Origin of the sequence: Granulicella sp. L46 (assembly GCF_009765785.1) — a bacterium.
GTDB lineage: Bacteria > Acidobacteriota > Terriglobia > Terriglobales > Acidobacteriaceae > Granulicella.
In genome coordinates this window covers 1,000,371-1,013,675 of sequence record NZ_LMUT01000012.1, presented here as the reverse complement: position 1 = coordinate 1,013,675, position 13,305 = coordinate 1,000,371, and the positions used below count along the sequence as shown (strand labels likewise).

Annotated in this window: 14 protein-coding genes and 1 tRNA gene; 7 read left to right on the top strand and 8 right to left on the bottom strand. The window is 55.0% G+C overall.

From position 1 onward, the window contains the following. Window positions 1-242 precede the first annotated feature (242 nt). From GSQ80_RS13750 to GSQ80_RS13725, 6 genes are all read right to left on the bottom strand, one after another. Window positions 243-319: transfer RNA gene (locus GSQ80_RS13750), tRNA-Arg, on the bottom strand. A 24-nt stretch (window positions 320-343) separates the two neighbouring features. After that, a complete protein-coding gene (locus GSQ80_RS13745; RefSeq protein WP_254059638.1) occupies window positions 344-1,033 on the bottom strand; it encodes a hypothetical protein in 690 nt (229 codons plus the stop codon). Window positions 1,034-1,049: 16 nt separating this feature from the next. Continuing rightward, window positions 1,050-2,126 carry a YheT family hydrolase gene (locus GSQ80_RS13740; protein WP_158788155.1) on the bottom strand — a complete coding sequence of 359 codons (1,077 nt, stop codon included), beginning with the start codon at window positions 2,124-2,126 and terminating at the stop codon, window positions 1,050-1,052. Continuing rightward, a complete protein-coding gene (locus tag GSQ80_RS13735; RefSeq protein ID WP_158788154.1) occupies window positions 2,123-2,920 on the bottom strand; it encodes a DUF72 domain-containing protein in 798 nt (265 codons plus the stop codon). Before GSQ80_RS13735 ends, GSQ80_RS13740 begins: the two co-directional genes overlap by 4 nt. Before the next feature lie 292 nt (window positions 2,921-3,212). Continuing rightward, the gene (locus GSQ80_RS13730; RefSeq protein ID WP_158788153.1) at window positions 3,213-4,019 is read right to left on the bottom strand and encodes an LPXTG cell wall anchor domain-containing protein; all 807 of its coding nucleotides are present in this window, start codon (window positions 4,017-4,019) and stop codon (window positions 3,213-3,215) included. After that, the gene (locus GSQ80_RS13725) at window positions 4,016-4,744 is read right to left on the bottom strand and encodes a class D sortase (RefSeq protein ID WP_158788152.1); all 729 of its coding nucleotides are present in this window, start codon (window positions 4,742-4,744) and stop codon (window positions 4,016-4,018) included. The genes GSQ80_RS13730 and GSQ80_RS13725 overlap by 4 nt, the downstream gene beginning before the upstream one ends. A gap of 460 nt (window positions 4,745-5,204) precedes the next feature. Between GSQ80_RS13725 and GSQ80_RS13720 the strand changes: the two genes are divergently transcribed. After that, window positions 5,205-6,614, top strand: a complete 1,410-nt coding sequence (locus tag GSQ80_RS13720) for a DUF3300 domain-containing protein (RefSeq protein ID WP_158788151.1) — start codon at window positions 5,205-5,207, stop codon at window positions 6,612-6,614. Window positions 6,615-6,860: 246 nt separating this feature from the next. Here GSQ80_RS13720 and GSQ80_RS13715 read toward each other — a convergent pair whose 3' ends face one another. Next, window positions 6,861-7,316: a hypothetical protein gene (locus GSQ80_RS13715; RefSeq protein WP_158788150.1), complete on the bottom strand. Its 456-nt coding sequence runs from the start codon at window positions 7,314-7,316 to the stop codon at window positions 6,861-6,863. A 460-nt stretch (window positions 7,317-7,776) separates the two neighbouring features. Here GSQ80_RS13715 and GSQ80_RS13710 point away from each other — a divergent pair, with 460 nt between their 5' ends. The 5 genes from GSQ80_RS13710 (at window position 7,777) to GSQ80_RS13690 (ending at window position 11,266) form a co-directional block, all read left to right on the top strand. Continuing rightward, window positions 7,777-8,187: a DUF1622 domain-containing protein gene (locus tag GSQ80_RS13710; RefSeq protein WP_158788149.1), complete on the top strand. Its 411-nt coding sequence runs from the start codon at window positions 7,777-7,779 to the stop codon at window positions 8,185-8,187. Window positions 8,188-8,316: 129 nt separating this feature from the next. Continuing rightward, a complete protein-coding gene (locus tag GSQ80_RS13705; RefSeq protein WP_158788148.1) occupies window positions 8,317-8,994 on the top strand; it encodes a trimeric intracellular cation channel family protein in 678 nt (225 codons plus the stop codon). A 73-nt stretch (window positions 8,995-9,067) separates the two neighbouring features. After that, on the top strand, window positions 9,068-9,478 hold the full coding sequence (locus tag GSQ80_RS13700; RefSeq protein ID WP_158788147.1) for a hypothetical protein: 411 nt from the start codon (window positions 9,068-9,070) through the stop codon (window positions 9,476-9,478). 7 nt (window positions 9,479-9,485) lie between these two features. Further along, window positions 9,486-9,911 carry a YidH family protein gene (locus tag GSQ80_RS13695; protein ID WP_216850320.1) on the top strand — a complete coding sequence of 142 codons (426 nt, stop codon included), beginning with the start codon at window positions 9,486-9,488 and terminating at the stop codon, window positions 9,909-9,911. Window positions 9,912-10,051: 140 nt separating this feature from the next. Beyond that, complete coding sequence (locus GSQ80_RS13690) at window positions 10,052-11,266, top strand: hypothetical protein (RefSeq protein WP_158788146.1); 1,215 nt, start codon at window positions 10,052-10,054, stop codon at window positions 11,264-11,266. A gap of 120 nt (window positions 11,267-11,386) precedes the next feature. Here the strand turns inward: GSQ80_RS13690 and GSQ80_RS13685 are convergent, their stop codons facing one another. Further along, window positions 11,387-11,761, bottom strand: coding sequence for a response regulator transcription factor (locus tag GSQ80_RS13685; RefSeq protein ID WP_216850318.1), 375 nt, complete (start codon window positions 11,759-11,761; stop codon window positions 11,387-11,389). A gap of 380 nt (window positions 11,762-12,141) precedes the next feature. On the opposite strand from GSQ80_RS13685, the gene GSQ80_RS13680 reads away from it, so the two are divergent. Next, on the top strand, window positions 12,142-12,984 hold the full coding sequence (locus tag GSQ80_RS13680) for a DUF2490 domain-containing protein (protein ID WP_158788144.1): 843 nt from the start codon (window positions 12,142-12,144) through the stop codon (window positions 12,982-12,984). Window positions 12,985-13,305 lie beyond the last annotated feature (321 nt).

Sequence of the window (13,305 nt, the reverse complement as noted above, 5' to 3'; positions counted from 1 at the left end):
GGCAAGGCCGCCGCCCAACTTTGCGAGCCTTGGCTGTCGGCTTCAGTGAACGTATAGCTGTGTCGTAAGGGGCATTCGGTATCCGGCAGGGGAGTTATGTGTTACTAGTTGCCCCCTTGATGCCCCCCAAGTTACCCCGGCTGTCAACGAACCGCTCCGAACATCGGCGAACTGTAAGCTATTGAAAGTCGCGGCGCTGGAGGCGAGTGGCGGGCCCTGCCGAACGGTAACGGAAGTGAAGTTGGTGGGCGAGACAGGGATCGAACCTGTAACCCCGGACTTAGAAGGTCCGTGCTCTATCCAATTGAGCTACTCGCCCGAAATGCTGGCACTTGGGCCCACACTACGATCCCAGGTGGCGGACACGTAAGGGATAACCATCCGCTGCATCGATTGTAGCGGAGCCGCGAGCTGCTTCAAGCTCTTTGCTACGCAACAAGGCCACGGTGTCATCCATCGCCAACTCCCAACGCCGCCGTGCGATTTCGGCGTCCGGACCAAGCGCGGTCAGATAAAACGTGACAGCGAAGCCTTCCAGCGGCCCGTTGAGATCGAGAAACGCCGGCCGCAGAATGCATTCCATCGCGGCTTCCGCGTGGGGTAACCGTTGGGCTCTGCGCATGATGCGATCCAGTCGATCCTGCTGCTGGTGCGCGGAGGCAAAAACGGAGCGTTCGCGCCAGAGCAGGTCAATATAGCTTGCGTACCCACATTGAGCGTCCTCCTCATGAAGAAGGAGTTCCATTCGAAGCGCTTCGAGAGCCTCTGACTGTTCCGACGAGGATAGGATCCAGGTGTCACATTTCGCTGTCAGAAACGGAGAGCGCGTCGCATTCAGCGACCGAAGCGCGCGAGCCAGGGTTGTGTTGTGCTCGGCTTCTACAATCTCTGCTATATCGTAAGGATTCGCTCGCAGGTCGATGAAGTGGGCTCCCGCGCCGGCGTGCGATCCATCCTCTTGCACGTCCGCGGACCATGGGACGACCAGCGTCGGTGCATCGAGGGAACACTCGGCGGTCCATTCAGAGAGCATCAATCTGTAGGATACGTCAGCGGTGTGCAAGAACGAAGCGCAGGGCGGTATGCTCGGCCCAATAACCGTCATTTCCTGCGGCCGTATCAGCTGGCGCGAGAAAGGCGCAGTGGCCGCCATGCTGGGTGGAGAGAAAAGTAATGTGCGGGTTGGCGGCGATCGTGCTGCGCGTCTCGGAAGTGATTCGGACGAAAGGGTCATCCTCCGCGTGCAGAATCAGCGTGGGAACCGTGATGCGGTCCAGCACGCGGGCAGCGCAGGCACGCGCGTAATAGTCATCCGCCGAACTGAATCCACAGTAGAGCGAAGTAATGCGCTCATCGAACTCGCGCAGGGAAGTGATGTTCTCCGCGCGGTGAGGATCGAATGCACGTGGAAAGAACGATGCCTTGCGCCGAAAACGCTTGACTAGGCCGCGAACGAACTTGCGCTCGTAAATGCGATTCTGCGGTTCATGCAGAGCATCTGCGGAAGCCGCAAGATCCACGGCCGGCGATACCCCCACAACAGAGTGCAATTGCGCAGGGACAGAGGCGCCTAGATCGCCTGCGAGCTTGAGCATCAGATTGCCGCCCATGGAATAGCCGATCAGCGTAACCGATTCCAGGCTCTGGGTCTCGAGGAAGAATCGCAGCACGCGTTCCACGTCGCTCGACAGCCCTGAGTGGTAAAGCGTTGGCGAGAGGCGCAGCATATCGCCATACTTTATGGGGCCGCAGTTACGCATATTCATGCGGATCACGTTGCAGCCGGAACGCCACAGCTTGTTGGCATTGCCCGTTACATATTGAGAGTGCGACGAGCCTTCGAGGCCATGCAGAATGATGGCCGTCAGGCTCGTTCGGCGCTGGGGAAGCGGCTGCCAGTGGCACTCGCAGAGCACCTGGCTGGAGATCTGCGAACCGTGAGCCGGGGAGACCTCCACCATCTGAATCTCCGGTGGCGGAAGCGCATCTGGGCGTGGCAGAAAGTTGCCAAAGATTGTCTGCAAATGGCCGTTGACCACCCACCGGCGCGGTTGAAACGGCGGATACATCTCCGGCCATTCGATGCTGCTACCGCCCTGCGTATTGGGCAGCGTGCTGGAACTCATGCGCGGCCTCCGCCATCGAACTTGGATGCCGCGGCCAGTACTTTGGTAGCGTTCAGTGCTCCCGTTGGTTCGTCTTCGTGCTTGAAGTAGGCGTACACGTCCGACTTCTTCGCAAGGTGCCCAAACCGCAGGGCAAACGCCTTCAGCTTAGCCGGGGGGTAGCCCCCGCTGCGACGCAGACGGTAGCAGTGGAAGTTCGCCGTCGATACGTCTGGCGTCTTCAATTCATCGCTCTCCGCGATGCAGAGAGCCCGATTGCTGCTGTGAAGGATGTTGTAGGTCGCTTCAGAAAACCAGCTCGGATGGCGAAATTCGAACGCCACTTGAAGCTGCGCATTTTCTACGAAGGCAGGTGCCTGCAGAAAGGTCTCCAGCCGCGTGTTGTCCGCCGCAAAATTAGGCGGCAACTGAAAGAGCAACGGGCCCAGTTTGCCGGCGGCACGCGCAGGTTCGACTGAAGCGACAAACTCAGCGGCGGCCGCATGGCTTTCATTCAAACGCTGGAAGTGCGTGATCCGCTGCGGCGCCTTGAAGCTGAACCGGAAGCCAGCGGGCGTCGCATCCAGCCATCCATTCAATTGGGTCGCCGACGGCAGTGTACGAAAGGTGTAGTTGACCTCCACCGAAGTCAGGCGGCTGGCGTAGAAACGCAGAAAGGCGCGGGAGGGAACATCCTTTGGATAAAATCCAGGCTTCCACGACGGGTAGGCCCAGCCGGAGGTCCCAAGGAATAGATTGCTCGGAGAGGCTGTTGGCGAGGGAGCGGCGACGATGGTCTTCAGGACGCGCGGCACGGTATTGTCGATCTGCTTTCAGAAGGATAGTACGCACACAGTAGCGCGCCGAACTGGGGAAAGCAATAACTTAAGGACTCGGGCGGCCAGCGGAGACCTGTAGGAGAGCCGCACTGCCTCGTAAGTTAAAGAATACACGTTGCCGTAAATGCCAACGCTACCGTCTCTTCCGAGAGTCGGTTGCCCCTATTGCCCCACCAGGCGCGACACTCACCTTCCCCTCCAAGATTGAGAACTCTTGTCGAGAGGGACTCGCCTCCCATGGGAAGGCGAGCCCATCAGAGAGCGGTAACTAGGACCGGCGAACCGAGCGCAGGCCGAGTGAAGCGCCCATGAACAACAGGCCCAACAATCCAACCAAAGGCAGTGAACTGCCGGTCTTTGGGAGCCGCGGAGCGGGCGCAGGCGTGGGCGCTGCTTCTACTACAGGTGCTGGCGCCGGAGCCGGCATCCGAACGGGCACCAGTACAGCGATCAGGATCGGTTGATTCGGTGGGAGGGGCGGCGGCGGAGGCATCGTTCCAGCCAGAATTCTCTTTTGCGTAACCACTGTTTCCGGGACCTCAACGACCTTGGTTGCGGAAACCTGCATCCCCTTCCTCAGTCCAAAGGCGTCCATTGTCTGGCCGTTGATGTTGAATTTCTGACCTTTAGGAATCGTGAATCTCTGGTTTGTGTTGTCATCCATTGTCAGGATTACGGAAGTAGGCGGATTGACGTAGAACACCTTTCCGGTGACGGTCTGTACCGTTGTGGTCACTTTGGGTGTGGTCGTTGTGATGATCGTACGCTGGATGGTCATTCCGGGCTTCAGATCGTGAATGCCGAGTTGCTGTCCATTGACAGCGACCCTGGCGCTCTCTGGAACGTTCGGAAAGTGCCGAATCTGACCAGCAGAATCTTGTACCCATAGGTCATTGCCGGACACAAAAACGACTGTTCCCGTTTGCACGCTTATGTGTTTGACAATAGGACCGTTCGTCGCGACTTTGGTAGTTGTCTCTACCTGCGCGCTCATAGTCACTGGGTAGGCCAACAAGAGCGTGCCTGCCGCCACAGCCAGAATATTCAAAATCGTTCGTGAACGTTTCATGTTCAATTCTCCTTGTTGGTTTTTCCCAGGCCTGCGGAAGTGGTTGTGGGTTGATTTCGTGAGCCGGCGGTCGGCCCATGAGACACGATGGATGCGTGGACAATAAACCGTTGCGGTGCGTCGCCTACAAAATAAAATGGATAGCAAGTGATAAGGGTGAGGGAGGAAGTGGCGCGCGGTAGCAGCACGCTAACGTCCGTTGGATCGACAATCTCGATTTGATCCACCCTGTAGGTAGCTCGCTCGGTTGTCATCACCAGATCAATCTGATCTCCTACCGCAATGTCCTTCAATCCTCTGAAGAATCCGTCGCGGTGTCCGGCGATTCCAATGTTGCCCTCAGCGCCTGGCATCGCTGTGCCAGCAATCCGTCCGGCCCCTCGGTTCAGCGTCAGATCGTCGGTCCCCTCAAAGACAGGAACACGAATTTTAACTTTGTCGATCTCAAGCACAGCCACAGGCAAGCTTGATGCGATCAGCAAACTGTCCTTGTAAGCCTGAATGCGTTTCTCCGCCCATAGACTGAAATCAACGTTTCCAACTAAATCGTTGGATTTCGAGGCATCGTTTTTTGGTACTGTCGCCGCTTGCGCATTCGCAAAGCTCAACAATGCAAACCGGGAGGAAATCTTTCCATCGAGAAAGGCTGTAAACCAGATCGCCAGAAGTATCCCCCCGGCTACCAGCAAGCATCGCTCGAAAAAAATCGAGGCTGTCTTCAGAGTTCTCAAGAGCTGCCTTCTGATCACGGATGACTAGTATCGTGCGTCAACGAATTCTTCCTGGACGGTTGCAACCATGAAGGGCAGGTTAGAGAGATCGTTAAGACCCCGCAACTGGCAAAAATGACAGTTGCCATAGCCAGTCGACATCCAGACGGGGCGGCGAACAATTCTTTGCGTTCACCAGTTGTCTGCATGCTCGCGTCGGAGGGGTTAGACCGCCAAAGCCTAGCAAGGACAGCAGTTAAAGGTATGCTTGCGAAGATTTTCAATGCCTCTTGCGGAGGAATCGATTGTAGGCGTTTGCTTTCTGATCCCGGACAGCGCAAGATTTAACGGCTTGTCATCGGTGACAGTATCCCCATGATTGAAATGGGCGTTCATTGGCTTGATGGGTTAGAAGCGCGAAGAGGATTTGGCGACCATTTTCTCGGCGAAGCAGAGAAGCGACATCTTGACGAGGTGTTTGATGCAACGGAAATCACGCTCTATCGCATTAGTTTTATTGCTTACCCTCTCAGTCTTATCGTGGACCGGATCATTGCTACGCGCGCAGGCTCCGATTCCCACGCCACAAGAACTGGACCAGCTGCTTGCTCCTGTTGCGCTCTACCCCGATTCTCTTCTGGCGCAGATCACAACGGCATCGACCAATCCACAAGAAATTCTGGACGTATCGAATTGGCTGCAGCAAAATCCTGGTCTACAGGGCGCAGCGCTTACCGACGCGGCAGAGAAGCAGGGATTTGACTCGGCATTTATCGCCCTTGTGATGTTCCCCGACGTGATCAACATGATGGCGGAAGACGTCGACGATTTCGCCGCCATCGGTGAGGCATTTACCGCCGACCAGGCAGCGGTCAGTGCATCGATCCAGAGATTACGCGCCCAGGCGTACGCAGCAGGAACGTTGCAAAGCAATCAGCAGCAGACCGTACAGGTTCAACAGGTGGCTTCCCAACCTGTCTATGTGATCCAACCTGCAAACCCGCAGATCGTCTACGTGCCGATCTACAACCCATCGACGGTATATTACCGTTCGCCGACCCCGGTCTACGTCACGTACGGACCGCCAATCTCGATCAACATCCTTGTCGTGAGCACACGGCCGTGGGGATGGGGTGGTTGGGGATGGAACTGGTCGTCGCACCGGGCCTATTACAACCACACAGTTTGGGCGGGATGGCGAGCTCCTTATCGTCCGCCGAATTATTGGTACCGTCCCCGCCCGATCCCCTATAACGCGAGGCCGGGATATGGCGGCAAATGGAACTATCGCCCACCGAACTATCGTCCCCCCACCCCTCGTCCTCTCCCGGCAAACCGTCCAGCCTGGGGACCAAATAATCGCCCCGGAAATCGACCTGGAAACGGCCGGCCACCCGTGCAGCAACCTAAGCCTGGGGGAAGACCCGGCCAACCGACCACAAAGCCCGGCTACACAAGACCTCCCAATACAACCAGACCCGGCGGAAATCCGCCCGGACAAACCAGGCCGACGCAGCCCAATGGGAATCGGCCGCCTGTGACCAAACCCGCTCCTCAACCGAAGCCGGGGCAGCCCGGAACCAGGCCTACACAACCAAACACCAGGCCGGCGCAGCCGAGTACTAGACCAACACAGCCGAATACTCGACCAACACAGCCGAGTACTAGACCCGCACAGCCGAATACTCGACCAGCGCAACCGAATACGAGGCCGACTCAGCCCAACACCAGGCCAGCACAGCCCAACACGAGGCCGGCACAGCCCAACACGAGGCCAGCACAGCCGAATCCAAGGCCAGCACCGCCCAAGACGAAACCAGCACAGCCAAACAATAGGCCGGCGCCGAACAAGAATTCCGGATCGCGGCCTCCGCCGCAGTCAAAGAATTGAAATTCGCTGAAGGCTCGATTACTAATTTGAGCAGCCCGCTCGATGTTTGAATGGCTCAGAGGCGTCTCGGCATCGGGCGAGGTGTCGAGACATCACATCGCATCATCTACTTAAGCCTTGCGTTTGGCCGATGTGCCAGAGAGCAGAAATAGAGCGAGCCGTAAGTACGAGTGCGCTTCGTCGAATGCTTGTTTTGAACCCCAGCATCCCCGCGAAATGTCTGGAGCCTTTCGGATAAGCCTCCAATCACAACAGCTGATCTGTGCTCCACACTTTCCGCATAATTGTGAATAGAAAAGCCGCGGTAAGTCCAAACGCGATCCAACCACTTAAGGCTTCCAGCGACCCCATCAGCTCCCATCCTGCTCCCAGGGCAATAGGATTGCCACCAAACGTGGTCATCGCACCGAGGGAGAACTCCATAGAAGCTTTCTGGTTAGAAATTGCGCCAGAGAAAAAGTAGGCGATGGCCCAGAACCATGCTTCTAAGCCGTGGGCCACGGTCGCACATAGCGCGGCTCCGCCAAGGGCGAAGAGAGACACCATGTGACGGAAGCTTTTGCCGCCGTTCATCGTCATCAGGGAATGAACTCCGCGGTTGAGGATGGTGAGCACGATTGCATGGAACAGAACTGTAAGAACTATGAGTGGAATACTCCACAGCCAATCCAGGCCCCAATGGACGGAAAAAAGACTACTCATGGATAGACCAACCGATGAACATGTGTGTTCCCAGCTTCCTATCGCCGGGAGATTCTAATTGGCCAGTGTCGAAGACATTGCTTTGAGCCGACATTGAAGCACCTCTCATGACACTAGGGTTGGAGCGGCAATGGCAGCCGCACGTGTCGGGCAGTTTCCAGCAGGACTGCGGGTCAGTTAACCACACGCATAGACGTCCAGATAACTGTCACTAGTTACAGTGTTGTCATGCAGAAGCTCAACGTTGCTTTAATCAAGTATCCAGTTGAAGTTACCTTTCCTCTACGGCGGGTAGGAGGTGTATTTGCAAGTGGCAAACCCCTTTCAGCGCCCTGTCAAATATGACAGTTGTAGCCTTGGCGATGCGGTCCTATCCTCACATGATCTAACGCCTCTCTAGTATCGGAAAAGTGCTTATTGTCCGGAATGTTAGATTCAGGCCACTTGGCGAGGGAAGAGAATGCTGCGCGAATGGATCGAAATGTCGTCAGACGGAATCCAGGTGCTGGCAGTTGTGATTATCGTCGTCTCGATCGCCTTTGGCTTCGTGCGCTACGTTCTGAAATTGGCGAAGCGGACACCACACTCCTACCGTGAATACAAGCACCTTCTCGCTCGGTCGATGATGTTGGCACTTGAAATTCTTGTCGCGGCAGATGTGATCCGCACAGTGTTGCTAGACCTGACCGCCAAAGGGCTGGAGATACTTGGCGCGCTGGTTGTTGTCAGAACATTTCTCAGTTGGTCGTTGGTAGTCGAAACCGAGGGACACTGGCCTTGGCAATCGGCTGCACTCAAAGTTCAAAGATCGGACGGGGAGGGTGCGGAATCCGTTCTCGGTCCGGTGGGGGAACTCGATGAGTCAATTTAGGAGCCCCTTGGAAGGATCGGGCCCTGGAAGCCGGACCGCCATGGTTGGGGCTTCGCAAGGATGTGGAGTTCGGCTGTCAGGGTCTGCCTTGTTTCCGGGAGTTGCGATATCTCTTAAGGAGCAACCAAAATGAATTTGCCGAGCTTTCCGAACGTTGACTTGTTCTCCGCCGGCGTCAACGCCTTGAACGGAGTGCTTGTCGCTCGCAATCCTTCTCACAATCGCGGATATGCGGTTGTTGGCCTGATCATCATGGGCTTCTTTGGTGGAATTGGCGGCGGTGTCACACGCGATGTCCTGCTGGGTGAGATCCCCGCGCCGCTGAAGAATCCAGCCTACTTTTTCGTATGCCTTGGGGCGGGACTGCTTGGGCTTGCAATTTATCGCTACGCTGACTCGCTAGAGGAGCGGTTTCGCACTAGAATCCTGGCGTTCTTCAAGTCCTTCTCGTTGCCGTGGTTTGCCGTTTTAGGCGCGCACAGAGCCCTCGACCATGGCCTCGGGTTCTGGGGCGCGATTCTCGTGGGACTTGCGGCCACTACTGCGGGAGGCGTGTTTATCGATCTCTTCTCTGGAGTGACGCCGGAGATTACGCGCCCGTCGGAACATCTGGTGACGACGGCCGTCCTCGCGAGTTCGGTCTATACGCTGATCGCTATCCACATGCAGAGCAGGACCACATTCTTCCCGGTCACCCTCATTGCAGTAGGTGTCGCATTCATCTTCCGAGTGATTGCTGTCCGGGAACACTGGGCACAAATCGTGCCTTACGAAGCGCCTGCGCAGGGGCCGAAGGTGGGGGTATAACCATCCTCTGAAGGCCAAACGGCTTTTGTCCATGTTGTCGCAATCAGGCGTATCGAACGAGAAAGGAGTTGTTATGGTTCACATTTGGGATCGGCTCGGAACTCAACTGCTTGCACGCGTCAGCGGACCGATGAAGTTCAGGCTGGTGCTACAGCCGTGCATGGCTGCATTTTTCGCGATTCGTTCGGGACTGGCAGATGCCAAGACAGGCAAGTCGCCGTATTTCTGGACTATGGTCTCCGACCCAAATGAGCGGGCGGAATTACTCAAGGATGGCTGGAAGAGCGTGGGCAAAGTATTCATCCTTGCCATCGTGCTGGACGTCATTTATCAGATCATCGAATTGCGCTTTGTCTACGTCGGAGAAGCAATCATTGTCGCGTTCATTCTCGCCATCTTGCCCTACCTCATCTTTCGTGGGCTGGTTACGCGCATCGCTCGACGTAGGATAAGTGCGCAAGTACCTGCCAAGAAACCAGTCTGAGGGGGCAATGTTTATGGATGTTGAGACAGCAACAAAAGACCGGGGAACGATTCTAGCCGAAGAGCGAACCAATCTAGCGGTGGAGCGATCGGTGATGGCTGCGGAAAGAACTCTTATGGCCTGGATCCGAACGGCACTTTCAATGATTGGATTCGGCTTCACCATTTACAAGTTTTTCCAATACAAGGCCGAAGATCTTGCGGCCGGTACGGTCCGTCGCCCGAATGCTCCGCGCAATCTGGGTTTGAGCCTGATTGCCGTGGGGACTCTGGCACTCATTGCTGCAGCATGGCAGCACAAAGGCTTTCTGAAGCAGATAACACCTTCTCGAAAAAAACAAACCCTTTCAGTCTCTTTCGTTGTTGCCATGGGGGTCATCCTGATCGGGGTCGTCACTTTTTATGGAGTTCTGTTTCATAGCGGGCCGTTCTAACAAGAAATATCTGCGGTTCGAAAAGGCAGCGCTTCGATGTTTGATATTTCACCTCCAAATCAGACATCCAATTGAGTCGGTGAAAGCCCATAACTTTGTCTTAGGTCAGGAACATCCTCGCGCAGGATGGCTGGGGAAAAATGAAGACCATCTTGGAGCAGCCAATCGAAACACTGCCAGTGGATCCGCCTGAGTTCTCACTAGTTTTGGGCGGCGCATTGTTTCAGTTGTATCGGCGAAGCCACCTATCGGGTGCAGCTCTGGAGCGGTTATATCGTCAAGCCATATTGTTTACGCTTGTCACTTGGTTACCGTTGCTGTTCTTGTCCTTCCTCGATCGCCACGTCATCCGTAGCGCGGGGATTCAAGTCCCGTTTCTACACGACATCGAGGCGAATGTAAGATTTCTGGTCGCCCTTCCCGTACTTATCCTTGCAGAACTGGGAGTTCAGAAACGCGTAAGCCCCCTAATCCGGCGGTTCATAGACCGACGGATCATTGAAGTCAGAGACCTGCCGGCATTCGCCGCCGCAGTCGCGTCGGCGCAACGTGTTCGCGACCTTGTCGCCGTGGAAGTGGTAGTGCTGATTTTGGTTTACACCATCGGGCTTTGGGTTTGGCGAAGCCAGATCGCCTGGGGAGATCGTACCTGGTACGCGTTACCGGATAAAACGCATTTGCATCTGACGCTGGCTGGCTACTGGTACGCCTTCGTCAGCATCCCGATTTTTCAGTTCCTTTTAGTGCGCTGGTACCTGCGCCTCGCAATCTGGTTCAGGCTTCTGTGGCAGATCTCAAAATTACACCTGCGCTTGAGCGCAGCCCATCCAGATCGAGCCGGTGGAATCGGCTTTATAGGAGGAGGTTCGTTTGCATTCGCGCCAATACTATTTGCCCAGGGCGCGTTACTTTCGGGCTTCATCGCCGACCGGGTTTTAATCGGTAAACAACCGTTGATGTCCTTCAAGTTGGAGGCAATCGGAACCGTAGTCTTCCTCGTTGTGGTCATTCTCGGTCCATTGTTGATGTTTACCCCTCAGCTTGCATCCACGTTGCGGAAGAGCTCAGCAGAGTATGGGCTGATGGCTAGCAGATTTGTATGGTGCTTTGAAGAAAAATGGATGCGACGCGGTGACTATGAGCCAGAGGAGTTGCTGCGGAATGAAGACGTCCGGTCGCTCGCTGAAATGTCTAATGTCTACGAGGATGTGCGCCAGATGCGGCTGGTTCCATTTTGGACGAATGACATCATTCGCCTTGCAGTTGCGGTTGCCATTCCTCTCGTACCGCTGTCGCTGACAGTCCTTTCGCCAGCGGAATTGCTTAAATTCGTGCTCAAAATTGCTTTCAAATAACCGGCCGCCACCTCAAAGCGGAGGGGCAGATCTCTTATCTCTTCGTTTGAATATTTTCGCTGGCAACGGCCGGACTCTCAAATCCTGTCGCAATTATTTTCATTTGGGGTGTCGTCGCACTTAGGATCCGCTCAGGTATCTCCTGCCAGACACGGCGGCGTCGATAGCCGGCAGGAGGTCGCCTTCAGCATGAGATTTATAGACGTAACCCCATGCGCCAAGTGCAAATGCTTCTTTGAGAACGGTCGCCGACGTCTCCTGGCTCAAGAAAATGATCTTCGATTTTGGAGCTAGCTCGCGCAGTTGCCGAGCCACTTCCATTCCATTCAAAGAGGGAAGGCCGATGTCGAGCAGAATCAAGTCGGGCTGCAATGCCTCAGCATGCTCAACTGCCTTCAAACCATCAGCCACTTCGCAAATAACAAGCAGTTCCGGACGCTCCTCCAATTTGGAACGAACGAAATCGCGAAACCACAAAAAATCCTCGGCTAACATTATTCGACACGACAACAACTTATTACCAACTTCCCGCCATGAGGGGTAATTTCCGTTAGAAGGCCGGCCGACCTTCGCGTTTATGAACGACCTGTCCTATTTCTCATCGTCACGCCCCAGAGCGAATGACAGCTTCTAGGACGGTCAAAACTTTAGGCCCAACAACTTTAGACGTGCTCTAGGAAAAATAGTTTACCTGGCATCCTCCTATCTCTATCTGTGGGCAAGCTGCACCGGTGTTTTGACCTTCAGCGTGGGCGAATCAGAGTTTCTAAGCTCTGATAACAATCAATTCAAGGCGAACGGCCGGCCTGTTAATACTGTCAGTTTGATTTCATTTGAGGACTCCCTAGACTCGAAAGCACCAGGAAACTGTGAAAATGCCGCTTCCGAATATTTCGAACCTCGCGAATTCCGCGCCCGACTCGGCCTCTTCGGACCGCAGCCGCATCGGCAGCGCTTTCCGCTGGCTTCAGTCGATTGGAAAAAAGTCAGACGATCCCCTCTCATCCTTTAGGTCGCTTACCCTCAAGCGAGGAATCCAGGCACTGGCGTTCTTCGCATTCGCGGGCCCTCTTGCGAGAGCGCAATCGCCGCAATTGTTGCCGGAGATCGATACTTACTTCAAGATCAATCCTGAGATGCGAGCGTATCTTCAAGCACAGGGGGATCGCGATGGGGGTGTTCCGCTTCAAGCAACTTTGGGCCCAAGCCTACAGTATTACTTCAAGCCTCTTCTCAGGTTGAAAAAGATCACCGCCTTTGACCTGGACGACGCAAAGAAGAGGCCCCTCGTTGTAGAGGCTGGGTATCGTGTCATAACCGCTCCCAATGAGCCCGTCGAAAATAGATTCATGCCGATCGCGACGGTTGCATTGCCAGTGAAGGGTTCGTTTCTGCTAGATGACAGAAATCGCGCAGATCTTGACTGGAAAGCCGGAGTCTTTAGCTGGCGCTACAGGAACAGATTGGCTGTGCAAAGAACTTTCGCAATCCACTCGTATCACGTGACTCCTTATCTTAACGCTGAGGTCTACTACGAAAGCCAATACTCAAAATGGAGTACAACGCAGCTTGAGGCCGGCGGCATTTTCCCTATTGGTAGCCACGTGCAGATTGATGCTTATTATGAGCATCAGAACAACACCGGCAAGAAGCCGAATGAGCAGGTCAATGATATCGGCCTGGCAGCGCACGTTTTTTTCCCATTGCGAAAAGAGTAGGACCAGCGAGTTTAGCTCGAAGGCTTCTCCTCGTTGAAGGGTGATCCGAGGCCCGCCAGTCGCTTGTAAGATTACCCGTACGATAGTTTTCAGAAGACAAGAATGTCGCGATTTGCGAATCACTCGTAGGGTCTAGAGCGTTCGAGAATTTGCGAAGCCGCTACCCATCAAGCAAAGCAAACACTCGAAGATATGAAATCGCCACCCAATGCCCTCGCTTGGACAAATACCTTAGTCGCAGGTGTGAGGCGCAATTACGCAATTCTCTGTATGCAGGAGTCTCTGCGATACAGCATCCAAGCGTCTACTGTTAGAACTGAC